Source organism: Clostridium sp. UMB9555A (genome assembly GCF_030222355.1).
Classification (GTDB): Bacteria; Bacillota; Clostridia; order Clostridiales; family Clostridiaceae; genus Sarcina; species Sarcina perfringens.
On record NZ_JASORQ010000001.1, the window covers coordinates 757942 to 780834 of the forward strand.

Genomic DNA, 22893 nt, shown 5'->3' on the forward strand with positions numbered 1-22893 from the left:
ATAATATAAATTTTTCTTTTGAGTATACTATTTGTATAGAGAAATATGTTATTTAAAAACTTCATATTAATATTAAACAAAAAGTACATAAAATAAAACTATTCTGTAATAGAAAGTTTACCATTTCAAGAGTAAAAAAATGTATAATTAAATAGAATTAAGTTGTGTTTTGGAGGTATTATGAGTAAGGAGACTTTTAGCAAAAGAAAAAGTAAAACTTTAAAGAGAAAATATATACGAAGAAGAATTGGAGTAGTATTACTTGCTATAGTTGCTTTGGTCTTTTTAGGGACAAGAATTGCTTTAAATGGAAAAGTAGAAGTAGCTAAGGGTAATACAGGTAATGAAAGTGAAAATAAAGAATTAGTAATGGAAGAAGCTACAGTTGAGCTTCCACAATATAAATCAACAGATATTATCCCAGGTAGAAATGTTACTTTTGATGGTAAAAATTATGCTGTTAATGTAAAAGATGTGAGTAAAATGGTAGATGGATCTTATGAAGGAAATGAAAAATATGTTTTTCTTACCTTTGATGATGGACCAAGTCCACTTACAGAACAAGTTTTAGATATATTAAAAAGTGAGAATGTAAAGGGAACTTTTTTTATGTTAGGTTCTAGATTAGACTCTGGACAAGCGCCTAAGGATAGTTTAAAAAGAGCAATAGAAGAGGGAAATGCTATCGCTAATCATAGTTATAGTCATAATTTTAAAAAGCTTTATCCAGGTAATATAACAGATGTTAATTATTTTATGGATGAATTTAAAAGAACAAATGATATAATGAAGGATGTTCTTGGTGTTGAGTTTGATACAAATGTTTTAAGAATGCCAGGAGGGTATAATAGTAGAGTATATTATAAGGATAGAAATTTAGAAGAGTTAAATAATAATTTAGAAAGCAATAGAATAGTAAGTATAGATTGGAATGCTTTAAATGGTGATGCAGAAGGAAAGCCTTATACTTTAAATGAAATGATTGATTATGTAAAAAGAACATCAAAAGGGAAAAATCAAGTGGTTTTACTTATGCATGATACCTTTGGAAAAGAAAAAACAGTAAAAATATTACCTGAAATAATAAAATATTATAAAGAAGAAGGATATGAATTTAAAACCATAAGTGATGCCAATGTATAAAATGAAGAGAGCGTGTATTAAAAATTTATTTTAATACACGCTCTTTTTATTACTTAGTTTCTAAATATTCATCATATGTGCAAACTTTATCAAATTTAATTCCTTCTGGAGTTAATTCTATGATTCTGTTTGCTATAGTTTCAACAAACTGGTGGTCGTGACAAGCAAATAATAATACGCTCTTATAATCTGCTAAACCATTGTTTACTGCTGTTATTGATTCTAAGTCTAAGTGGTTAGTTGGTTGATCTAAAGTTAAAACGTTAGCTGAGCTAAGCATTAATTTAGAAAGCATACATCTAACCTTTTCTCCTCCTGATAATACAGAAGCTTGTTTAAGAGCTTCTTCACCTGAGAATAACATTCTTCCTAAGAATCCTCTTAAGTAAGATTCAGATTTTTCATCAGAGAATTGTCTAAGCCAATCAACTAAGTTTAATTCGCAACCATCAAAGAATTCAGTGTTATCTTTAGGGAAGTAAGCATTAGTTATAGTTACGCCCCACTTATAATCTCCTGAATCTGGTTCCATTTCTCCATTTATTATTTTAAATAAAGTAGTTATTGATCTTTCATTTCCAACAAAGGCAATCTTATCATCTTTGTTAACTCTGAAACTTACATTGTCTAGAAGTTTAACTCCATCAACAGTTTTTGATATTCCATTAACCTCTAGAATGTCGTTTCCAACTTCTCTTTCAGGCTTAAATCCAACGAAAGGATATTTTCTGCTTGAAGGTTGAATATCATCTAAAGTAATCTTATCTAATAACTTCTTACGAGAAGTAGCTTGCTTAGATTTAGAAGCATTAGCACTGAATCTAGCAATGAAGTTTTGAAGTTCTTTAATTTTTTCTTCTTTTTTCTTGTTTTGGTCTTTAGCCATTTGAAGAGCAAGTTGACTTGATTCATACCAGAAATCATAGTTACCAACGTATAATTTGATTTTTCCAAAGTCAACATCGCATATTTGTGTACAAACCATGTTTAAGAAATGTCTATCATGGGATACAACTATAACTGTACCTTCAAAGTTTCCTAAGAAGTTTTCAAGCCAAGTGATAGCTTTTATGTCTAAGTGGTTTGTAGGCTCGTCAAGGATAAGTACATCTGGCTTACCAAATAAAGCTTGAGCTAAAAGAACCTTAACTTTTTCATCACCTTTAAGGTCTCTAACATGGCTGTAGTGAAGCTCAGTACCTATTCCTAAGCCTTGAAGTAATGAAGAAGCCTCTGATTCTGCTTCCCATCCATCTAAATCTGCAAATTCTGCTTCAAGTTCAGCAGCTTTTATTCCATCTTCATCAGAAAAATCAGGCTTTGCATATAAAGCATCTTTTTCTTCCATTATTTCAAATAATCTTGGATTTCCCATTATAACTGTCTTTAAAACTTCACAATCATCATATTGATAATGATCCTGTTTTAAAACAGAAACTCTAGTTTTAGCAGAAATTGAAACTTCTCCTGTATTAGGTTCTATTTCACCAGCTAATATTTTTAAAAATGTAGATTTACCAGCACCATTTGCGCCAATAACCCCATAGCAATTTCCAGGAGTAAACTTTAAGTTAACATCTTCAAAAAGTTTTCTTCCACCAAATCTTAAGCTTACATTATTTACTGTAATCATTAAGTTCTGTCCTTTCTTCTTTAAATTTTAATAATTTATTAATGCAAAAAACTATTTTTATGCACATGAATACTTATTATAACATAAAATGCGACAAAAAAATATTGAATTATTATGAACGGTATGCTATATTTTATATAAACTTTTAATTTAGACCTGAGAGTCTAGAAAAGGGAGGATAATAATATGACAGAATCTGTACAAAATAAAGAGGTAGAACTACTAGAAGTCATAGGAGTAGAGGACAAGGTACCTCTAAAAAAAGCAATTCCTTTAAGTGTCCAACATTTATTTGCAATGTTTGGATCATCAGTCTTAGTACCAATTCTTTTAAATATTGATCCAGCAACGGTCTTATTCTTTAATGGAATAGGAACTTTATTATATGCTTTCATAACAAAAAGAAAAATCCCAGCATATTTAGGATCAAGTTTTGCATTTATATCACCAGTATTACTTTTAATGGGAGAGGGATATTCCTTCACTGAAGTACAAAGTGGCTTTGTAGTATCAGGATTATTGTTTGCTACCATAGCAATCATTGTGGGTTTTGTAGGAACAGGATGGATTAGAAAATTATTTCCACCAGCTTCTATGGGAGCTATAGTAACAATAATAGGATTAGAGTTAGCTCCAACAGCGGCAGATATGGCTGGTTTCCCAGTAGGATTATCAAATTCAAAGGTTTTAAATCCAACATGGGTATTAGTTTCAATGATTACAATAATAACTGTAATTTTAGCTTCAGTATTATTAAGAGGATTTTTAAAGGTAATACCTATATTAATAGGTATAGTTACTGGATATTTAGTTAGTTGTTTTTTAGGACTAGTAGATTTTACACAAGTAAAAGAGGCAAGCCTCTTTGTATTGCCACAAATACATATAGCTAAACCAAGTTTAAATGCAATTTTAACAATTTTACCTGCAACCTTTGTAGTAGTTGCAGAGCATGTTGGCCATTTAGTAGTAACAAGTAGTATAGTTGGAAAAGATTTATCTAAAGATCCTGGACTTAATAGATCACTTTTAGGAGATGGTTTATCAACTATGATATCTGGATTTTTTGGATCAGTTCCTACTACAACTTATGGTGAAAATATTGGAGTAATGGCATTAACAAAGGTTTATAGTTCCTACGTAATTTGTGGAGCTGGGGTTTTATCTGTAATCTTAGGATTTTCAGGAAGCTTATCAGCTTTAATAAGAAGCATACCAACGCCAGTAATAGGGGGAGTTAGTTTGCTTTTATTTGGTACTATAGCTACCTCAGGATTAAGAACTTTCATAGAAGAGAAAGTTGATTATTCAAAATCAAAAAACTTAATATTAACATCAGTTACAATGATAGTTGGCTTAAGTAATATAGCAGTAAGATTTGGTGCAATAGAAATTAAAGGAATGGGACTTGCTACTATAGTTGCTATGATTTTAAGCATAGCATTTATGATATTCGATAAATTAGGGTTAATGAATGAAAAATAAATATTAATTAAAAAGCTAGATTCTATTAAGAGATTTAAATGAAAGATAAAGTATTAAATTTTTATGAAAGTTTATTTGGATTTTAATAGAATTTAGCTTATTTTTTCTAAAAAAGCCTTTAAAATCACTTTGTCAAATTGTCTGAATTTTTAATTAATAGCATAAAACTATGCATTATTTGAAGGAAGAAGAAGTATCTTAGAGCATTTATGGACATAAATAAGGTTTTTGCAGCCTATATCTAAGAATTTATAGAAATAGTAAGAATATGAGTAAAATAGCTTGTTTGATTAATAATTACAAATAGGTTACAATAAGTAATGTATTTTACTTAAAAAGTGTAAAATCCCTTCTGACATACAGAAAAGCGTATAACTTTCGCATGGAAGCGTAAAACTTTTACTTGCCAGAAGGAGGAGATAATATGGTAAATATTAAAAAGTTGTTTTCAAAGGAAAATAGAAATAAAACTTTATCATTAGGGCTGACGGGATTAGTCCTAGTTGGAGGAATAGTAGTATTTTCAATGAGAAAAACTCTTAACGTAGTAGTTAATGGAGAGAGAACGGAGATTGTTACCTATAAAGGTACAGTACAAGGGGCTTTACACGATAATGGAATAACATTAGCACCTAAAGACAAAGTAACACCTTCATTAGAAAGTAAAATATCAAAAAATGAAACAATCACTATAAACAAGGCTGTTAATGTAAAAATAAAAACAGAAGATGGCGAAAAAGAGATTGTTAGTGCGGAAGATAATGTAGAGGATATGTTAAAATCAGAAGGAATATCTTTTGATGATGATGATAAGATACTACCAAGCAAAAAAGACAGTTTAAAAGACGGAATGAACGTTGAAGTGGTAAAGGTTGATGTAAAAAAAGTTACAGAAGTTCATCCTATAGAGTTTACAACAGAGGTTAAAAAGGATGAAAATAAACCACAAACGTATACAGAAGTATTAAATGATGGACAAGATGGAGAGAAAAAAGTAACTCGTGAACTTGTTTATGAAAATGGAAAAGAAGTAAGTAATAACGTTATACAGGAATTAGTTGTAAAAGAGCCTGTTAATAAAGAAGTTGTTAAAGGTACAAAGGAAACTCAAACTTTAAGTAGAGGTGGAGAAAGCATAAACTTTAAGAAAAAACTAAGTGTTAAATCCACGGCTTATAATCATCCATTAGGTTCTGCAGAGGCATATACTGCATCAGGAATGCATGTTCTTAGAGATCCAAATGGATATAGTACAATAGCAGTTGATCCAAGTGTAATTCCTTTAGGGACAAAATTATATGTTGAAGGATATGGATATGCTATTGCAGCTGATACAGGTGGTGCTATAAAAGGAAATAGAGTAGATCTTTTCTTTAACACAGAGGCAGAAGCATCTAACTGGGGCGTTAGAAACTTAGACGTTTATATATTAAATTAACTACGATAAAAGGACAGGCTTTAGGCCTGTTTTTTTATTTTTAATTTTCTATTGAAGTAAATTTGTATAAACATAAAAATTTGAATTAATATGAACTTAAAATATTAAAATGAATATTTATCTACATATTACTTATGATAAAATGAAATTACAAGATTTAAAATAATAGTATTTTAGTGTTTAAAAATAAATTATGAATAATTTAAGATTAGGAGTGAAGAAAATGGATACTTGTAATGTTAGTTTACAAATACTTCCCTCAGTAGAGGATGCAAGACTTTATGAAGTTGTTGATAAGGTTATTGAATATATAGAGTCAACAGGAGTAAAGTTTGAGGTTGGTCCTATGGAAACTACCATGGAAGGGAGAATTGATGACTTGCTAGAAATTGTGAAAAAATCTCAAGAAATATGTATTGAAGAAGGTGCTGGAAGAGTTATATCAATAGTGAAAATTGATTATAAAAAAGGTGGAGTAACCATGGATGAAAAGGTTGGGAAATACAGATAATTTAAAGTTAAAAATAAATTTAGGAATAATGTAACTTAATTTACTACTTGAAAATATTTATATAGTGAGAGAAAAATATTTTCAGGAGGTATTTTGTATGAAAATAGCAGTAAGAGGGGGACATAATTTCCAGGCAACAGGTTCTAGTGCTTTAATAGATGAGACTATTGAAAATAGAAAGGTTTATAGGGCTTTAATAAAATATTTAAATATAGCAGGTCATAATGTTATAGATGTAACACCAGGAGATTCTGATATTAATACTGATTTATATCTAGGAGTTCAAAAAGCTGAAGATAATAATGTTGAATTATTTATATCAATACATTTTGATAAGGCTTATGATAGATATGAAGGGGCTTTAGGTACTGGAACTTGGATTTATGGTACAGGTGGAAAAGCAGAGATATATGCTAAGAAAATAGTAGATAATGTTTCAAAGGGAACTGGACTTAAAAATAGAGGTGTTAAGGTGAATTCTAAATTATATGAGTTAAGAAAAACATCAATGCCAGCGGTTTTAGTAGAAGTTTGTTTTTGTGAAGCAACTGAGGATGTTAGAATATATAAGGAAAAAGGTCCAGATCTTATAGGAAAATTAATTGCTGAAGCTATAAATGGAAATGAAATAGAAGAAGATATAAAACCTGAAAGTCCAGAGGATTCTTTAAAAGAGAAATTTTTAAAATCAACTAATGCAAAGGCTATAGTTGATTTAGATCCTAGAGACAATCCAAGTAGCTCCTATAGAGATTTAGGAGAGATATATAAAGGTGAAAGAATACGAGTTTTACCAGAGATATGCGACAAGAAGGATTATTTGCCTATAATCTATTGGAAGGACGCATCTAATATAGAATCTCAAAAGGTATGGGTTAATGCAAATCAGAATTATTTAAAAATAGATAATAATGCTACTGTTATAAATGTAGTTACAGAATTAGATGCTAGATATACAAAATCTCAAACATCCAGTAAGATGGGATATGTGAAAAATGGTGAAAGGCTTTATGTTCATAAAATAGAAAGTGGATATGCACTAGGAACTTACTTTGCAAGTAATGGATATAAGACTGCTTGGTTTACAGCAAAATATATAAGTTTAGATTGATTTTTATAAGACCTGGTTTTCTAGGTCTTGTTTAATTACTTTTTAAGATTTCAAATTTGTTTTATAAACTTAAGCAATATAGAATAAAATATGATAAAATTACATAAGAAATATAAGTTGAAAAGGAGATTATTAGACATGTTTAGTATTGCCTTATGTGAAGATAATTCCTTGCAAAGAGAAGAATTAAAAAATAATTTAAGTAAAGTTTTAGATGAAATAGGAGTAGAGTATAGACTTTTAACCTTTGAGACAGGAGAGGATCTATTAAGGGAGTATCCAGAAAGTTTGGACATACTTTTTTTAGATATTCAAATGGGTGAGTTAACAGGAATGGAGACTGCTAGAAAGGTTAGAGAGTATGATGATAAAGTTGAAATTATATTTATAACTGCTCTATGGGATTATATTCAAAAAGGTTATGAAGTTCGTGCTTTTAGATATTTAATAAAGCCAGTTAAATTTAAGGAGCTACAAGAGCAGGTTAAGGCTTGTGTAGAAAATATTTTACATAAAAGATATACATACATAACAATAAAAGATAAAAATAATGTTTTGAAGATTAGAACAGAAGATATACTTTTTCTTGAGACTTTTGAGAGAAAGGTAATAATACATACTAATTCTCAAGATTATATAGTAAAGATGAGTATGAATAAACTAGAAAAGGAGCTTAATAATAAGGGCTTTTTTAGATGTCATACTAGTTATATTGTAAATTTAATAAAGATAGAAGAGATTAAAAAGGATTATCTTTTAATAAATAAATTTACTTTACCTGTAAGTAAGCATAGAATGAAAAATTTAAAATTAAGGTTAACTAGCCTTTTAGGGGATTTAATATGTTAATGAATCAAATGTTTTGGGATTTCATGGAGAATGCTTCCATGATTATAGAATGGGTAAGTTTTTATTTAATTATAAGTCAATTTAGCCATAAGAAAAGAAAAAATAAACAAGAAATTTATTCTTTCATTGTAATAATAATTTTTTCTATCTTGTTAAAAGTTCTAAATGTATATCCAAATGAAAGAATAGTAATATGTTTTTTTATAGGTTTAGTATATTATAAATTTAATTTTAGAGTAAACAATATAAAATGTATTATGATCTCATTAATATTTTGGTTATTTATGCTTACAGTAGAAGCTCTATCTATTTCTTTTATAGTAAAAATAAATAATTTAGTTAATGTATCGGAACTTTTAGGTAAAAATATCTATAGGATGGAAACTATGATACTATCAAAGGTTATTTTAATATCTTTAATAATGGTTGTCAGATGTTTAAAGTTTCGTGTAGATATTGGAAAGGGAGATTTTATTTATATTCTTACTCCTATAGCTACTAATATAATTATTATTTTGATTATATTTGGATATGCCTTTAAGGGTGGACGAGAGGGCTTTGGAGATAATGTATCCATATTCTTTGTTTCAATATTATTGTTATTATCTAATATGTCCTTAATGTTTATTGTTAGTAAAATAATAAAAAATAACAAATTAAAATTAGAAAATGAATTTATAAAGGACAAGTTAGAAATGGAATATAAATATTATTCTAATTTAAAAGATAATCAAGAAAAAGTAAAGAGACTTTATCATGATATTAAAAATCACATAGCCTGTATTGAAGGAAATAACAAAGAAACAGGTATAAGAAAAAAATATATAGATAGTCTTAATTCAGAAATAGACAAGCTAAACTTAGGATTTAATACTGGAAATGAAGTATTAGATGTAATATTAAATAATAAGAGAGAAAAATGTATAGAAAACAATATTTCTTTAAAGGTTTTTATAGATTTTTCAAAGGTTAATTTTATTGAGTACTTTGATATATGTACAATTTTCTCTAATTGCATTGATAATGCAATTGAAGCTTGTAAAAAGATTAAAGATAATAATAGATACATAAGTTTAAAAGGTAATTGTGTAAATAATTTTTATGTTATTAAAATCGAGAATTCTAAAACAAATAAAATAAAAAAGTTAAATGGAGATTTTTTAACTGATAAAAAAGATAAGTTTTTACATGGTATTGGTCTTAAAAATATAAGACTAGCTTTAGAAAAATATAATGGAGAAATAATTATAGAACCTTTAGATGACAAATTCATATTAAAAATGCTCATTCCTATAAATCAAGAAAAAGAAGCCTAGATAAAAAATCTATGCTTCTTTTTGTTATTTATATATTTGTTGACTATATTTATAATTATATTATATTTATATTAATTTTAGAAGGGGTATATTTCCTATAAAAATATTTTAAATTACAAAAAAATTAAAAATGTGTTAATATTAAAAAAAAGGATTCTTGGAGGGAAAATGTTTAAAAAAATATTAGCAATAATAAGTACAGTTACAGTTTTAAGCTTTGCAGGATGTGGAGCTCAGAAAAATAATATTAGTAAGAGTTCTGCAGAGAGTGAATATAGTGGAATGAGTGTTACATATTTAAATGTTGGACAAGGTGATAGTGAGTTAATTCAGGTAAATGGAATTAATATGTTAATTGATGCCGGAACTAATGCAGGAGCTAACGACTTAGTTAAAGATTTAAAAAATAGAGGCATAAAAACTATAGATATAGCCATAGCAACTCATCCTCATGAAGATCATATAGGGGGAATGGATGAAGTTTTAGAAAACTTTGATGTTAAATCTTTTTATGCGCCTAAGGTAGCACATACAACAAAAACTTATGAAAATATGTTAAAGGCAGTAAAAAATGAGGGATTAAAAATAAAGCAGATAAAAGAAGGAACAAAGATTGATTTAGGAAAGGATACAGAGGTTCAGGTTTATTCACCAGTTAAATCTCAGTATGAAGAACTAAATAACTATTCACCAGTAATGAAAATATCCTATGGACAAAATTCCTTTATGTTTACTGGAGATGCAGAAAGCTTAGTAGAAAAAGAAATTTTAAGTGAAAATAAGGACTTAAAGGCTGATGTGCTTAAGTTAGGACACCATGGATCGCACTCATCAACTAGTGAGGAGTTTTTAAAAGCTGTTGATCCAAGCATAGCCATAGTTTCTTGCGCTAAAGATAATAAATATGGTCATCCTCATAAAGAGACTATGAGCAATCTTAAAAAAGCTGGCATAACAGTTTATGAAACTTTCAGAGATGGTGACATAACAATAAGTTCTAATGGTAAAAAGTTAGATGTAAAATTACATAGTGAAAATAAATAATAAAAGCTAAATTATAAAATCTTACATTGATTTTTAAGAATATATATTATATAATGACTAGGAAAAATAATATATAGACAGTTCGAAAGCCTCCTGTCTTTAAATAAAACTACGGTGTTTTAAGTATCATTATATAATTTTTTATATAAGATTTATTTTGTGTGCTTTTAACCGTAGAATTTTCTACGGTTTTTTATTTGCAATTATTTTTAACTTTAAATATATTTTTTTAAATTTAAAATAATATATTTAGGGTTTTATTTACCTTCCTTAAAACATCTTAGTTAGGAGTCTTTTAGAATTTGCATGTTTTAAGGAGGAAATATGACAGATAAGAATATAAAAAGAATAGTTATATCAGCACTTATTGCGGCTTTATATGCAACCTTAACAATAGCTTTAGCGCCTATAAGTTATTTGGGGGCACAATTTAGAATATCAGAAATTATGGTTCTTTTAGCCTTTTATAAAAAAGATTATATAGTAGGATTGACCCTAGGATGTTTCATAGCAAATATATTAGGACCAAATGGTACTATTGATATTGTTTTAGGAACCTTTGCAACCTTTATAAGTGTTTGGGGGATTTATTTAACTGGTAAATATATAAAAGGAAAGAAAGCAATATGGATTGCTTCAATTTGGCCAACAATCTTTAATGGCATTATAATAGGTTGGATGCTTAATTATGTTTATGGACTACCTTTAGTTTTATCAATGGGACAAGTTGCCTTAGGTGAGTTTGTTGTAATAACAGTAATAGGAGTTCCTGTATTTAATTTTATAAATAAAAAATATTTTGGTAAGTTAAATATTATAACAAGATAATTTTATTAATATAGAAATAAATTATTTTATAAAAACTAATAATAAACCTTACAAATTATCTCAAGGAATAACTAGATAAGTTTTAGGATTAAAATTCTTAATAAAACCTAGTAATTCTTAAAGGACTTTGTAAGGTTTATTTAAATTTAGTTTGTGTTTATAAGCTTATTTATAAATTTTAATTTATAAATGATTAAGTAGAATATATTTATTAATTTTTTAAAGAGTGAACAGGAGCTGGAATTCTTCCACCTCTAGATATAAAGTCATCACAATTACCAGGTGAAACTCTCATAATAGGAGCAGAGCCTAAAAGTCCACCAAACTCTACCATATCTCCAATATCTTTATTAGGTACAGGAATTATTCTAACAGCTGTGGTTTTATTATTTATCATGCCTATAGCTGCTTCATCAGCAATTATTCCTGATATTGTAGATGCTGAAGTTTTACCAGGAATAGCTATCATATCTAACCCAACTGAACAAACACAGGTCATAGCTTCTAACTTTTCAATAGTTAAAAATCCATTTTTACTTTGTTCTATCATGCATTCATCCTCTGAAACAGGAATAAATGCACCGCTTAATCCACCAACATAGGAAGATGCCATAAGTCCCCCTTTTTTTACTGCGTCATTTAATAGAGCTAGGGCGGCAGTTGTTCCATGAGTTCCACAATTTGAAAGGCCCATTTCCTCTAAGACTCTTCCAACTGAATCACCAACGGCAGGAGTAGGAGCAAGAGAAAGGTCAACAATACCAAAAGGAATATCCATAAGTTTAGAAGCTTCCTTAGCTACTAGTTGTCCCATTCTAGTAACCTTAAAAGAAGTTTTCTTTATGGTCTCAGCAACTTCTTCAAAGCTTTTTCCACGAACTTCTTCTAAAGCTTTCTTTACAACGCCAGGTCCACTAACACCTACGTTTATAACTTTTTCAGCTTCACCAACGCCATGGAAAGCTCCAGCCATAAAAGGATTATCTTCTACGGCATTACAAAAGACAACAAGCTTTGCACATCCAAATCCATCTGGAGTGATTAAAGAAGTTTCTTTTATAGTTTCTCCCATAAGTTTTACAGCATCCATATTTATACCATATCTAGTAGAGCCAATATTAACAGAGGAACATACTATATCAGTATTAGCTAGGGATTCAGGTAAGGATTTTATAAGTTTTAAATCGCTCTCTGTAAAGCCTTTATGTACTAGGGCAGAAAATCCACCAATAAAATCTACACCAACTTCCTTTGCAGCCTTATCCATTGCCTTAGCAATATCTAAGTATGAATTACAGTTAGCAGAAGCAGCTACTATGGAGACAGGAGTAACTGAAATTATTTTATTTATTATAGGGATTCCAAAACGTTTTTCTATGTCTTCACCAGTTTTAACTAGATTTTCAGCAGTCTTTGTTATTTTGTCATATATTTTTTCACTTAAAACTTTAACATCTTCACAAGCACAATCCATTAAAGATAATCCTAAAGTTATAGTTCTTACATCTAAGTTTTGTTCTTTAATCATACTTATAGTTTCTAAAATCTCATTATTCTTTAACATACCATCAAACTCCTAATTAAATTCTATGCATTGAATTAAATATATCTTCATGTTGAACGGATATATCTAGTGAATTTTTTAAAGAAAACTCTTTGAAAATTTCTTTTAGAGAAGAAATATCCTTAGTTGAATTTGATATATCTGTTAGCATTATCATGGTAAAATAACCATCCATAATTGTTTGGCTTATGTTTAGTATATTTACATTATTTTCATTCAATATACCAGATACACCATGGATTATTCCAACCTTATCTTTTCCAACAACGGTAATAACAGCATTCATATAAAAACCTCCCAATATATAAAATTTATTTATAAACAATTATACATCAAATAATACTTAATTTGTTTAATTTTGGATGAGTTTTTAAATAAATTTAGTTAAATAGGAAGGGGATTTAATTAAGTACCATTTTATAAAGACAAAAAGAAATAAAATTGTTATAATAACAAAAGAGTTTTATATAGTGAGGTGATTAAAATGAGTGGTGTAGCAGGAGAAGGATGCGAGATTTTAGTACCATTTAATGAGAGAAGACCTTTAGCTGAGATAGAGAGAAGTTTAGTTAAAACATATAGAAAACAAGTTTGGTCAAAATTTATAAAAGCTATAAAGGATTATAAATTAGTAGAAGAAGGAGATAAGATAGCTATTGCTATTTCTGGAGGAAAAGATTCTTTAATAATGGCAAAGCTTTTTCAAGAGTTAAAAAAACATGGTCAAATAAACTTTGAACTTGTATTTTTAGCTATGGATCCAGGATATCATCCTCAAATTAGAGAGTTACTTGAGGATAATTGTAAATACTTAGATATACCAGTACATATTTATGATTCAGGAATATTCCAAGTTGTAGACAAAATAGCTAAGGATTATCCATGTTATATGTGTGCAAGAATGAGAAGAGGATCATTATATGGTAAGGCAAAGGAACTTGGATGTAATAAGTTAGCCTTAGGACATCACTTTAATGATGTTATAGAAACAACAATGCTTAATGTTTTATATGCAGGTAACTTTAAAACTATGTTACCAAAATTAAAAGCTGCTAATTTTGATGGAATAGAGCTTATAAGACCTCTATATTATATAGAAGAAAAATATATAAAAAGATGGATTCAAAGAGCTGGAATATGGCCATTAAACTGTGCATGTATGGTAGCAGCTAAAAAAATAGGTAATAAGCGTTTTGAAATTAAGGATATGATTGAAGAGTTTAAAGAAAAGTTTGATGGAGTAGATAAATCAATATTTAGAGCAGCACAAAATGTAAGTGTAGATTCTATTTTAGGATGGGATATTGATGGAGAACATTATTCTTATTTAGACTTTTATGATGAAGAGTCCTTATTAAATTCAACAGCTGAGCTAAAGCAAAAAGGATTAGTAAATGAAGCTGTTGCTTATGAAAGACAAAACATAGCTAGAAATCTTATAGGACTATTAGATGATGAAGTAATAGCTGAGAAAACAGGCTTATCTTTAAAAGAAATAAAAAGTATGCAAATAGATAATTAAAAATTTGGATGTATTAAGAGAAATAGATAAATTGGTATATTTTCTCTTTATACATCCTTTTAATTTTGCACTTAATTAATAGGCATAATAAGGATTAAAAGTGACTATATGTTATAATAGTCTTATATAGTAAGCTATTTATATTAATTAAGGAAAGAATGGTGATATTTATGACCATGCAAGATATTTTGTATTATATACATACATATGGGTTAATTGTATTATTTTTAATAGTTGTAGGTGAATATTGCGTACCTGCAATGCCTACAGGTATAGTAATGCCAGCAGCTGGCATAATTGCAGGACAAGCTCATAAGGGAATAATAAAAGTAATGCTAATATCCTTAATTGCAGGTCTGGTAGGAAGTATAATATTATATTTGTTAGGTTATTTTGTAGGATCAACACTTTTAGAAAAGCTTAAAATTAAACATCCTAAAATAGAAGATAAGCTTGAAAAAACAGAAAAAATACTAGAAAAGCATAGTTTTTTAGGGATATTCATATGTAGATTAATACCTATTATTAGAACTTATGTATCCTTAATATGTGGCACTGTAAAGGTTAATTTTTTAAAGTTTATTATTTTTTCTATACCAGGTATATTTTGCTGGAATTTTACAGGCATTGTAGTTGGATATTTCTTTGGAGGAAAGATAAGATTTTAGTTTGTGATTTTAATTTTGTGTATTGAATTTTATTTAGATTTTAGGGGAAAATATTAAATTAAGGGGTTATATGAAAGGAGAAAGAGAAAGTTTTATGGACATAGATGCTGTGCTAAATTATTTTACAACTTATGGTTTAACCTTGTTATTTGTAATAGTATTTTTAGAATATTTAAATCTACCAGGACTACCAGCTGGAATAATAATGCCTGCTGCGGGGATATTAGCTTCTAGAAATAATCAAAGTCTAATTCTTGTAGTTTTTATATCAGTTGTGGCTGGAGTTTTAGGAAGTATAGTACTGTATTTAATAGGATATTATGGAGGGGCAATACTCTTAGATAAATTAGGATTGAAGTTTCCTAAGGTTCAGCCAACCATAAGAAAAAGCAGTACTATTTTAAAGGAAAAAGGACTTTTTGGAGTTTTTCTTTGTAGACTATTGCCTGTTTTAAGAACCATAGTTTCTATTATAGCAGGTTCAGTAAGAATGAATTTCTTTAAGTTTTTAATCTATTCTACTCCAGGAATATTCTTGTGGAATTTAGGTTTTATATTTACAGGATATTTCTTTGGAGATGTATTTTTAAAATAAAAATTAGTATGTAAATAAAAATGGCTGTATTAAAATAATAAGTTAAACTAAAATTTATTAATTAATCTTAGTAACTTAAATAATATATTTAAGTTTTGATTATTTTAATACAGCCAATTTAAATTTTATATGAAAAATAATAAGTCTAAAAGAAAAATTGTTTTTAAAATAAGAGGAAAAGTATTAATTATTTTCTCATATCTTACATAAGAAAGAAGTTAGCTAAGGTTGAATTAGGATTTTCTTTTAAAATTTCTTTAGCAAGATTAGAACAAATCTCATAAGTTAATAGAGGCTTTTCTAAGGTTCCAAATAATAAAAGCCATTCCATATATTTTGTGGAGTTTTCTAACTCAAAGGCCTTTTTTCCATGATAAAAAGCTAATTCTTCATAATATAAGGGTGTCATTACTATAAATAAATAGTAGGATATAAGATAATTGCAGTAAGCAAGTTCCTTTCTTTTTGTCTTTTCTATAGAAGTAAGTTTATTATAAAGATAAAAATAAAAATTATTTTGAGTGTGAAAATCCTTTGTTTTAAGTAAGATTAAGTGTTCTTCTGTTATGTCAAAAATACTACATTTATTTAAATCTAAATTCAATAAATCATTTAATGTTTCCATAATATATCTCCTTATAGTGTAATATATAAGTATAACATACTACATAAGATTTCTTATGTAAACAATTTAGGATTTAAGCTTTTTGAAATACTTTGTTGTAATATATAAATATAGAGTTTTTAGGCGAGTTTAAGTGAGCTTTTTAGATTAAATATGGCAAGGAGGGAATGTAAAAGAATATAATAGATGAGAATTTTAAAATAATATAAATAGTTAATTTAAGGAAGTGGTAATATGGTTTTAATATATTTTTTAGTGGCTCTATTATCAACAATTTGTGGGTCAATGGCTGGACTAGGTGGAGGAGTAATAATAAAGCCAGTTTTAGATTTCTTAGGAGACTACAATATAGAAACTATTGGAGTTTTATCAGCATGTACTATTTTTTCTATGGCCTTAGTTTCGGTAATCAAACAATTATCTTATAAAAGTAAGATTGATATAAAAAATACTGGGTTATTAGGTATTGGTTCTGTAATTGGGGGATTATTAGGACAAAAGTTATTAACTTTTATATTAAAAATTGTTCAAGGAAGAATCGTATCTTTAGTGCAAAGTGGAATTTTAGCATTGTTATTAATATTTGTTTATATATACATGAATAATAAAGAAAAGTTTAAGAGTTACAAAATTGATAACTTTATTTTAAGCACTATAATTGGGATATTTTTAGGATTAATAGCAGCCTTTCTAGGTATTGGGGGAGGACCAATAAATGTTGCCTTTTTAACAATATTCTTTTCCATGGAAGCTAAGAATGCTGCTAGAGATTCTGTCCTTATAATACTATTTTCTCAAGCATCTAAACTTTTAACTATTGCTTTTGGAACTGGCTTTTCTGGGTATGATCTATCCATGCTTCCATATATGATATTTGGAGGCGTTTTAGGAGGTTTTATAGGGGCAAAATTTAATAGAATCTTTAGTAATGAAATAATATTAAGAGTTTTTAATACTATAACAATTTTAATTATAGGACTAAATATATATAATTTTATAACTGCTATTTAATAAAAACTTTTTAATTTAGGCATAGATGAAATATATATGTAAATAAAATGTGATATAATAATTGAAAAGAATATATTCTCAACAAAGTGAGGGTGATAAAAACATGGGAAGAACTAACATAAGTTACGGAGCTAAGGATATTTTATATAAGCTTATGGGACAACTTTATAAAGGAAAACCACTAGAAATTTTAGGAGTTAATGATATACCTAAAATAATGGACAGGCTACCAAGAAACTTTTTTGAAAATGAAGTTTCAGAGGGAGGTCCTAACGAAATATTTATTTTAGAAGATGGCTCTATTTTACTTTTTGGATATGAGGATGAAAAAAATATAGATGAAAATATGTTTATATACTTAGAGGTGGCTGTTAAGGTTATAAAGAGATATTATAAGCATAGAGGAGCTTTTCCAAAGGTTAGAATGGCTATAATTTATAATTCAAGTGTAAAGGAAGCTAGAAACACATTAAGTTTTGGGGATATACTTATTTGTTCAGAAAGCATATTTATGAATAAGCTAACTGCGGAGAAAGTTTTAAAAGAGTTAAAGGAGAAGGTTTTAGAAGATAATTTAACTCAAGCTGATAAGATAAAATTCATAATGTTGCCACTTATGAAGAGTGAGCATGATGATAGTAATATTTTAAGAGATTGTGTTCAGTTAGCAAAATCAATAAAATCTGAAAGAGATGAGGCAATTATATTAAATGGAATAATTGAATCTACAGATAAGTTTATTACTGAGGAGCAAGCAAGAGAACTTAAGGAGTTGTTAGAAATGACTAAGATTGAGAGATTATATAATGAAGAAAGAGATTTAGCTGTTAAAAATGCAAGAAAAGAAGAGCAATTAAGGATAGCAAAAAGCCTTGCAGGAATATTATCACCTGAGTTAATATCAGAAAAGCTAGGTATAACAATAGAGGAAATTTACGAACTTCAAAATGCAGAAGGCTAAAGAGCATAGAAAAATTTAATTTTAATAAAAAAGCTTTGGATGAGAATAATTTCTAGAGATGAAAATTATTTTCCACCAAAGCTTATTTTAGTATTTTAAATAATATATTTCAAATATGAACATCATAAAGAGGATATTCATAAAAATGAAAAATGTGCTATAATTAAAATCATTATAGATTTTTTAAAGGAGAGAAGTTAAAAAATGGAACTTTTAGTTTATGTTAAAGGAAGAAGAGATCCTTTTACTTATAGTGGTGATAGAATAGATGTTTTAGATTTTGAAATGAATGGAATAAAGTATAAGCAAATAAGATATTTTAGAAAAGGTTTTTCAAAATCAGAACTTATAGAAAGTGAATTAATAACTAGAATGAGAGAAAACAAGTAGATTAATTTTGCCATGAATAAAATAAGCCTTTACTCATAAAATAAAACTGATTTAAGATGAGGAGGTGAGATTTATGGCAAAGAAAGATCAACAATCTTCTTGGAATTCAAAAAGATTTAAAGCACCTAAAAAAAATAATGAAGAACCAGTGCCAGAAATTCAAGGGAAAAAATAGATATATATTGAAAAAATAATGAATAAGTGGCAAAATAAAACATAGAAAATTTATTATATGGAGGTGCAGGGGTGAAAAAATTAAATAAGTTTTTATCATTAGGTCTAATGGTATTATTCTCATTAAGTATATTAGTAGGATGTAATACTTCTAAGAAAGAAGAAACTAAGGCACCAGAAGAAAAAACATCCATAGAAATAGTAGTACCAGATGGACTTCCAGCTATTAGTATAGTTAAAATGATAAAAGAAAAACCAGAAATAATGAAAGGCTTAGATATAAATTATTCAATAGTAAAGGGATCAGATGCTTTAGTTTCTAAGGTGTTAAAAGGAGAGGGAGATATATGTATAGTTCCTTCAAATGTAGCTGCTATTGCATATAACAAGGAAGCTAAATATAAACTTGCAGGAACAGTAGGTTTTGGTTCATTATATGTTATAAGCAGTGATGATTCTGTTAATAGCTTAGAAGATCTTAAAGGAAAAGATGTTTACAATGTTGGCCAAGGATTGACTCCTGATTTAATATTTAAAATATTACTTCAAAATGATGGAATAAATCCTGAAAAAGATTTAACACTAAGTTATGTAAATGCAGCTTCAGAATTAGCTCCTTTATTTATAGAGGGAAAAGCTAAATATGCAGTTGTTCCAGAACCTATGTTAACTCAAATAATGACAAAGAAACCAGAAACAAAAATAGTAGCATCATTAAATGAACAGTGGGAAAAAATGAGTGATTCAAAAATGGGATATCCTCAGTCTAGTGTTATAGTTAAAGAGGACTTAGCAAAAAATAATTCAGAGGCTGTTCAAAAGAGCTTAAAGGAAATAGATAATAGTACTAAGTGGGCAAATGAAAATAAAGAAGAAGCAGGTGCCTTTGCAGAAGAAGTTGGCATAACAGGCAAAAAAGAAATAATAGCTAAATCTTTAGAAAGAGCAAACTTAAATTATGTAAGTGCTTTAGATAGTGAAAGTGAATATATTAAATATTATGACAAGATTTACAGCTTAGAGCCTAAAGCTATAGGAGGTAAAAAGGTAAATGAAGAAATTTTCTTACAAAAATAAGAAATTAATATTTTTATCTTCAGTTATACTTTTTATTTTATGGCAATTAGCTAGTATGATTATAGGGAGTGAGGTAATATTACCTTCTCCCTATTTAACGTTTAAGGGTTTAATTGAAGTAATAAAATCAAATGACTTTTTCAAAATAATAATAAGTACCTTAGGAAGAACTTTCATAAGTTTTACCTTAGCCTTAGTTATTGCTTTATTTTTAGGTGTGTTTAGTGCTTTTAATAAATATGTTTATAACTTTATGGTACCTATATTAAATGTAATGAGATCTTTACCAACAATAGGCTTTATAATACTTGCTTTAATTTGGTTAAGTCAAGGCATAGCTCCTATATTAGTTGGATTTGTAATGAGTTTTCCTATATTTTATGATGCCATAATAGGAGCTATATTAAATATAGACAAAAATATACTAGAGATGGCTAAGGTTTATGAGATTGGTATAGGTAATTTAATAAAGAATATATATTTGCCAAGCATAAGTTTTGCCATATGTAGAATAATGGTTTCAACCTTTTCCCTAACTATGAAGTTAGTAGTTGGAGGAGAAGTTATTGGACAACCTAAATATGGTATAGGGACGGCACTTTTTGTGGAAAAGAATTATTTAAATACTAATATGGTATTTGCATGGATAATAGTAGTAATTATTATAGGAATAATTTTTTCTTTAATACAAAAAACTATTGATGGTAGAGTTTTTAGGTGGATGAAATAAAATGAGTATTAAATTAATAAATATAGAAAAGAATTTTGGAAGTAAAAAAATATATGATAAATTTTCTTTAGCATTTGAAGAGGGAAAGATAAACTGTATTTTAGGAAGGTCTGGATGTGGAAAAAGTACTCTATTAAATATAATAGCTAATCTTGAAGAGGTTAAATCAGGTGAAATTATAGGAGTTCCTGAAAAAATAGCCTATGTATTTCAAGAGGATAGGCTTATTGAATGGAATAGTATATACACTAATATGGAATTACCATTATTAAAAACTTACACAAAGGATGAAAGGGAAGAAAAAATTAAAAATATCCTAAGGGAAGTTGAACTAGGGGATTATATGAACTCTTACCCTAAAGAGTTAAGTGGAGGCATGAGGCAAAGAGCAAATATTGCTAGAGCACTTCTTTATAATGGGGAACTCCTTTTAATGGATGAACCCTTTAAATCCTTAGATAAAAGTAGCAAAGAAAATATTATTAGTATATTTAAGAGAACCCATTTAGAAAAAAATAATACAGTTATAATGGTTACCCATGACATAAATGAGGCCTTAAGCTTAGGAGATAATATATTTTTATTAGGTGGTAGCCCAGCAATTTTAATGGATAAATTTAAAGATGTACAAAAATCAAAAGAAAAAAATAATATAGAAGAAAAAATTCTACTTATTTTAAAAGAATAAGCTTATAAAGGAGGGGTACAATGAGCAAAAAATTAGATTTACTACAGGATAAAGAAAGTATGCTATTAAGAAAATATATGATACCTTCAGTTGCAGGAATGTTAGGCTTATCAGTGTGTATATTATTTGACACCATGTTTATAGGGCATAAAATTGGAGAATTAGGCTTAGCAGCACTAAACATAGCTTTGCCAATATATAATTTATATAGTGCAATAGGTCTTACTATTGGAGTTGGAGGAGCAACAGCCCTATCCGTAGCTATGGGGCAAAAAAAATTCCATAAGGTAAATAGAATATTTACTTCGGCAGTATTTGCAACTATCATATTTTGTATAATAATAAGTTTATTAGAAGTTTTCTTTTTAGATAAAATAGTTTATATGCTTGGAGCGTCAGAAGCAACCTTTCCTTTAGCTAAAGATTATTTAAAGATTATTTTAGCCTTGAATCCAGCTTTTATTTTTGCATCAGCATTTATTGTTTTTGTTAGAAATGATGGAGAGCCTAAATTAGCTATGTATGCAGTAATAGGATCAAATACCACCAATATAGTACTAGATTATGTATTTATATATATATTTAATCTAGGAATGTTTGGAGCAGCTTTAGCAACATCTATAGGCCAATTGGTAGCTTTAGGAGTTTTATCAATACATTTTATAAAGAAAAATAACACCATGCATATAGAGCTTGGAGGAATAAATTTAGACAATATAGGAAAGGTACTTAAAAATGGAGTGCCTAGTTTCTTAAATGAAATATCAGCAGGCTTTGTTATATTTATTTTTAATATTGTAATATACAAATTTGAAGGAGACTTAGGAGTTTCAGCTTATGGAATAATTACAAATATAGTTTTAATATTCATGGCAGTCTTTAATGGAGTTTCTCAAGGAGTTCAACCTTTAATAAGTGTAAATTTTGGAGCTAAAAAGGAAGAGCGTGTTAAAGAATTTTTAAGGTTAACAAGAATAATAGTATTGATTTTAGGTATAGGCTTCTTAGGTATGGGACTATTATTACCAAATCAAATGATAGGATTATTTACAAGTGATAAGGGAAGATTATTAAGTATAACTAGACAGGGAATATATTTATACTTTATAGCATTCTTATTTAATGGAAGCAATATACTTAATATAGCCTATTTACAAGCAGTTGAAAAATCAAAGGAATCTTCTCTATTATCAACACTTAGAGGATTAGTATTTGTTATTATATTTATAATAGTCTTACCAAGAATTATAGGGGTTTATGGAGTATGGCTAACAATTCCAATAACTGAGTTAAGTACACTTTTATTATTTTTAATATTTGAAATAAAAAGTAAAAGAAAAAATATATAAAGCAATAAAAACCGTTGATTATCAACGGTTTTTATTGTAAATGCAAAGAAGTAAATATAGTATAGTAAGAGTTATAGTGATTTTTTAAACAGGAGGTTAAGTTAGTATAATTAACCTAATAACATACTATGCAGATTTATTAAAATATGATAATAAATTAAATAAAAATATGATAATAAAT

Annotated in this window: 22 protein-coding genes and 1 pseudogene; 19 read left to right on the forward strand and 4 right to left on the reverse strand. The window is 28.0% G+C overall.

What is annotated here, in order from left to right; translation table 11 throughout:
- Positions 1 to 180: 180 nt before the first annotated feature.
- Positions 181 to 1143 carry a polysaccharide deacetylase family protein gene (locus tag QP548_RS03465; RefSeq protein ID WP_061428561.1) on the forward strand — a complete coding sequence of 321 codons (963 nt, stop codon included), beginning with the start codon at positions 181 to 183 and terminating at the stop codon, positions 1141 to 1143.
- A gap of 49 nt (positions 1144 to 1192) precedes the next feature.
- Here the strand turns inward: QP548_RS03465 and QP548_RS03470 are convergent, their stop codons facing one another.
- The gene (locus QP548_RS03470; protein WP_061428559.1) at positions 1193 to 2776 is read right to left on the reverse strand and encodes an ABC-F family ATP-binding cassette domain-containing protein; all 1584 of its coding nucleotides are present in this window, start codon (positions 2774 to 2776) and stop codon (positions 1193 to 1195) included.
- Between the two features lie 186 nt (positions 2777 to 2962).
- Here QP548_RS03470 and uraA point away from each other — a divergent pair, with 186 nt between their 5' ends.
- The 8 genes from uraA (at position 2963) to QP548_RS03510 (ending at position 11358) form a co-directional block, all read left to right on the forward strand.
- The gene (gene uraA / locus QP548_RS03475) at positions 2963 to 4261 is read left to right on the forward strand and encodes a uracil permease (protein WP_061428557.1); all 1299 of its coding nucleotides are present in this window, start codon (positions 2963 to 2965) and stop codon (positions 4259 to 4261) included.
- 424 nt (positions 4262 to 4685) lie between these two features.
- On the forward strand, positions 4686 to 5699 hold the full coding sequence (locus tag QP548_RS03480; RefSeq protein WP_061428555.1) for a 3D domain-containing protein: 1014 nt from the start codon (positions 4686 to 4688) through the stop codon (positions 5697 to 5699).
- Positions 5700 to 5922: 223 nt separating this feature from the next.
- Positions 5923 to 6210: a thiamine-binding protein gene (locus QP548_RS03485; RefSeq protein WP_061428553.1), complete on the forward strand. Its 288-nt coding sequence runs from the start codon at positions 5923 to 5925 to the stop codon at positions 6208 to 6210.
- A gap of 97 nt (positions 6211 to 6307) precedes the next feature.
- Positions 6308 to 7321, forward strand: a complete 1014-nt coding sequence (locus tag QP548_RS03490) for an N-acetylmuramoyl-L-alanine amidase (RefSeq protein WP_061428552.1) — start codon at positions 6308 to 6310, stop codon at positions 7319 to 7321.
- A 138-nt stretch (positions 7322 to 7459) separates the two neighbouring features.
- Positions 7460 to 8170, forward strand: a complete 711-nt coding sequence (locus QP548_RS03495) for a LytR/AlgR family response regulator transcription factor (protein ID WP_061428550.1) — start codon at positions 7460 to 7462, stop codon at positions 8168 to 8170.
- Complete coding sequence (locus QP548_RS03500) at positions 8164 to 9486, forward strand: ATP-binding protein (protein WP_061428548.1); 1323 nt, start codon at positions 8164 to 8166, stop codon at positions 9484 to 9486. The genes QP548_RS03495 and QP548_RS03500 overlap by 7 nt, the downstream gene beginning before the upstream one ends.
- A 168-nt stretch (positions 9487 to 9654) precedes the next feature.
- Positions 9655 to 10530 carry a ComEC/Rec2 family competence protein gene (locus QP548_RS03505; protein WP_061428546.1) on the forward strand — a complete coding sequence of 292 codons (876 nt, stop codon included), beginning with the start codon at positions 9655 to 9657 and terminating at the stop codon, positions 10528 to 10530.
- 324 nt (positions 10531 to 10854) lie between these two features.
- The gene (locus QP548_RS03510) at positions 10855 to 11358 is read left to right on the forward strand and encodes a QueT transporter family protein (protein WP_061428544.1); all 504 of its coding nucleotides are present in this window, start codon (positions 10855 to 10857) and stop codon (positions 11356 to 11358) included.
- A 211-nt stretch (positions 11359 to 11569) separates the two neighbouring features.
- Here the strand turns inward: QP548_RS03510 and QP548_RS03515 are convergent, their stop codons facing one another.
- Both QP548_RS03515 and QP548_RS03520 read right to left on the reverse strand, forming a co-directional pair.
- Complete coding sequence (locus QP548_RS03515) at positions 11570 to 12922, reverse strand: PFL family protein (RefSeq protein ID WP_061428543.1); 1353 nt, start codon at positions 12920 to 12922, stop codon at positions 11570 to 11572.
- Positions 12923 to 12938: 16 nt separating this feature from the next.
- Entirely contained in the window at positions 12939 to 13208 is a 270-nt protein-coding gene (locus QP548_RS03520; protein WP_003457144.1) for an ACT domain-containing protein, read from the reverse strand.
- Between the two features lie 198 nt (positions 13209 to 13406).
- Here QP548_RS03520 and QP548_RS03525 point away from each other — a divergent pair.
- The 3 genes and pseudogenes from QP548_RS03525 to QP548_RS03535 all read left to right on the forward strand — a co-directional run.
- Positions 13407 to 14270 (forward strand): annotated as a pseudogene (locus QP548_RS03525) (tRNA 2-thiocytidine biosynthesis TtcA family protein); the annotation flags it as partial.
- 350 nt (positions 14271 to 14620) lie between these two features.
- Complete coding sequence (locus QP548_RS03530; RefSeq protein WP_003466618.1) at positions 14621 to 15112, forward strand: DedA family protein; 492 nt, start codon at positions 14621 to 14623, stop codon at positions 15110 to 15112.
- Between the two features lie 70 nt (positions 15113 to 15182).
- Positions 15183 to 15707 carry a DedA family protein gene (locus QP548_RS03535; RefSeq protein WP_081109952.1) on the forward strand — a complete coding sequence of 175 codons (525 nt, stop codon included), beginning with the start codon at positions 15183 to 15185 and terminating at the stop codon, positions 15705 to 15707.
- A 202-nt stretch (positions 15708 to 15909) separates the two neighbouring features.
- Here QP548_RS03535 and QP548_RS03540 read toward each other — a convergent pair whose 3' ends face one another.
- Complete coding sequence (locus QP548_RS03540; RefSeq protein WP_061428541.1) at positions 15910 to 16332, reverse strand: hypothetical protein; 423 nt, start codon at positions 16330 to 16332, stop codon at positions 15910 to 15912.
- Positions 16333 to 16566: 234 nt separating this feature from the next.
- Here QP548_RS03540 and QP548_RS03545 point away from each other — a divergent pair, with 234 nt between their 5' ends.
- From QP548_RS03545 to QP548_RS03575, 7 genes are all read left to right on the forward strand, one after another.
- Entirely contained in the window at positions 16567 to 17343 is a 777-nt protein-coding gene (locus QP548_RS03545) for a sulfite exporter TauE/SafE family protein (protein ID WP_003454673.1), read from the forward strand.
- A gap of 103 nt (positions 17344 to 17446) precedes the next feature.
- The gene (locus tag QP548_RS03550; RefSeq protein WP_061428538.1) at positions 17447 to 18304 is read left to right on the forward strand and encodes a hypothetical protein; all 858 of its coding nucleotides are present in this window, start codon (positions 17447 to 17449) and stop codon (positions 18302 to 18304) included.
- Between the two features lie 204 nt (positions 18305 to 18508).
- Positions 18509 to 18694: a hypothetical protein gene (locus tag QP548_RS03555; RefSeq protein WP_003457312.1), complete on the forward strand. Its 186-nt coding sequence runs from the start codon at positions 18509 to 18511 to the stop codon at positions 18692 to 18694.
- Positions 18695 to 18940: 246 nt separating this feature from the next.
- On the forward strand, positions 18941 to 19945 hold the full coding sequence (locus QP548_RS03560) for an ABC transporter substrate-binding protein (protein ID WP_061428537.1): 1005 nt from the start codon (positions 18941 to 18943) through the stop codon (positions 19943 to 19945).
- On the forward strand, positions 19920 to 20675 hold the full coding sequence (locus tag QP548_RS03565) for an ABC transporter permease (RefSeq protein WP_061428535.1): 756 nt from the start codon (positions 19920 to 19922) through the stop codon (positions 20673 to 20675). Before QP548_RS03560 ends, QP548_RS03565 begins: the two co-directional genes overlap by 26 nt.
- 1 nt (position 20676) lies before the next feature.
- Positions 20677 to 21363: an ABC transporter ATP-binding protein gene (locus QP548_RS03570; RefSeq protein ID WP_061428533.1), complete on the forward strand. Its 687-nt coding sequence runs from the start codon at positions 20677 to 20679 to the stop codon at positions 21361 to 21363.
- A gap of 20 nt (positions 21364 to 21383) precedes the next feature.
- Positions 21384 to 22712, forward strand: coding sequence for an MATE family efflux transporter (locus QP548_RS03575; RefSeq protein ID WP_061428529.1), 1329 nt, complete (start codon positions 21384 to 21386; stop codon positions 22710 to 22712).
- The last annotated feature ends 181 nt before the right edge of the window (positions 22713 to 22893 follow it).

Coding starts and splice junctions, on each gene's coding strand:
- QP548_RS03535 (WP_081109952.1), top strand. CDS start 15,183: ATGAAAGGAGAAAGAGAAAGTTTTATGGACATAGATGCTGTGCTAAAT.
- uraA (WP_061428557.1), top strand. CDS start 2,963: ATGACAGAATCTGTACAAAATAAAGAGGTAGAACTACTAGAAGTCATA.
- QP548_RS03540 (WP_061428541.1), bottom strand. CDS start 16,332: ATGGAAACATTAAATGATTTATTGAATTTAGATTTAAATAAATGTAGT.
- QP548_RS03565 (WP_061428535.1), top strand. CDS start 19,920: ATGAAGAAATTTTCTTACAAAAATAAGAAATTAATATTTTTATCTTCA.
- QP548_RS03485 (WP_061428553.1), top strand. CDS start 5,923: ATGGATACTTGTAATGTTAGTTTACAAATACTTCCCTCAGTAGAGGAT.
- QP548_RS03500 (WP_061428548.1), top strand. CDS start 8,164: ATGTTAATGAATCAAATGTTTTGGGATTTCATGGAGAATGCTTCCATG.
- QP548_RS03480 (WP_061428555.1), top strand. CDS start 4,686: ATGGTAAATATTAAAAAGTTGTTTTCAAAGGAAAATAGAAATAAAACT.
- QP548_RS03510 (WP_061428544.1), top strand. CDS start 10,855: ATGACAGATAAGAATATAAAAAGAATAGTTATATCAGCACTTATTGCG.
- QP548_RS03495 (WP_061428550.1), top strand. CDS start 7,460: ATGTTTAGTATTGCCTTATGTGAAGATAATTCCTTGCAAAGAGAAGAA.
- QP548_RS03555 (WP_003457312.1), top strand. CDS start 18,509: ATGGAACTTTTAGTTTATGTTAAAGGAAGAAGAGATCCTTTTACTTAT.
- QP548_RS03575 (WP_061428529.1), top strand. CDS start 21,384: ATGAGCAAAAAATTAGATTTACTACAGGATAAAGAAAGTATGCTATTA.
- QP548_RS03530 (WP_003466618.1), top strand. CDS start 14,621: ATGCAAGATATTTTGTATTATATACATACATATGGGTTAATTGTATTA.
- QP548_RS03545 (WP_003454673.1), top strand. CDS start 16,567: ATGGTTTTAATATATTTTTTAGTGGCTCTATTATCAACAATTTGTGGG.
- QP548_RS03470 (WP_061428559.1), bottom strand. CDS start 2,776: ATGATTACAGTAAATAATGTAAGCTTAAGATTTGGTGGAAGAAAACTT.
- QP548_RS03490 (WP_061428552.1), top strand. CDS start 6,308: ATGAAAATAGCAGTAAGAGGGGGACATAATTTCCAGGCAACAGGTTCT.
- QP548_RS03515 (WP_061428543.1), bottom strand. CDS start 12,922: ATGTTAAAGAATAATGAGATTTTAGAAACTATAAGTATGATTAAAGAA.
- QP548_RS03465 (WP_061428561.1), top strand. CDS start 181: ATGAGTAAGGAGACTTTTAGCAAAAGAAAAAGTAAAACTTTAAAGAGA.
- QP548_RS03505 (WP_061428546.1), top strand. CDS start 9,655: ATGTTTAAAAAAATATTAGCAATAATAAGTACAGTTACAGTTTTAAGC.
- QP548_RS03570 (WP_061428533.1), top strand. CDS start 20,677: ATGAGTATTAAATTAATAAATATAGAAAAGAATTTTGGAAGTAAAAAA.
- QP548_RS03550 (WP_061428538.1), top strand. CDS start 17,447: ATGGGAAGAACTAACATAAGTTACGGAGCTAAGGATATTTTATATAAG.
- QP548_RS03520 (WP_003457144.1), bottom strand. CDS start 13,208: ATGAATGCTGTTATTACCGTTGTTGGAAAAGATAAGGTTGGAATAATC.